This window comes from Kitasatospora sp. MBT66 (assembly GCF_000710405.2).
Lineage (GTDB): Bacteria > Actinomycetota > Actinomycetes > Streptomycetales > Streptomycetaceae > Kitasatospora > Kitasatospora purpeofusca.
This window is the reverse complement of the sequence record NZ_JAIY01000021.1, coordinates 147,227-147,580: the sequence shown is the minus strand read 5'-3', so window position 1 is coordinate 147,580 and position 354 is coordinate 147,227. Positions and strand designations below refer to the sequence as shown.

Annotated in this window: 1 pseudogene; it reads right to left on the bottom strand. The window is 75.7% G+C overall.

Annotated elements, in window-relative coordinates:
* Window positions 1-354, bottom strand: a pseudogene (locus tag BI06_RS43095) (TolB-like translocation protein); the annotation flags it as partial.

Sequence of the window (354 nt, the reverse complement as noted above, 5' to 3'; positions counted from 1 at the left end):
GCGGGTGGAGAAGTCGGTGCCGGCGTAGGAGTCACCGCCGACGAAGACCGTCCAGGCGACGAGGTGGCCCGACGGCGACACCCGGGCGCGGGTGGGGATGCCGGCCAGGTCGTAGTGGCGCCGCTCGTTCAGGTCGGCGTCGAGGACGACCGCGCGGTAGGTGTCCTGCAGGACGCCGTGGACGGCCTGCAGGCAGATCCCGGTGCCGGCGGCGGCGTGGAAGCGCAGGCAGGCGGGCACCGCGACCGTCCGGGTGGCGGTGGGGTCGGCGAGCGGGACCGCGGCGAGGTGGTCGCGCCGGGAGCCCCAGGTCAGGCTGCGGAAGACCAGCAACGGCTCGTTGCCGTGCGGCCC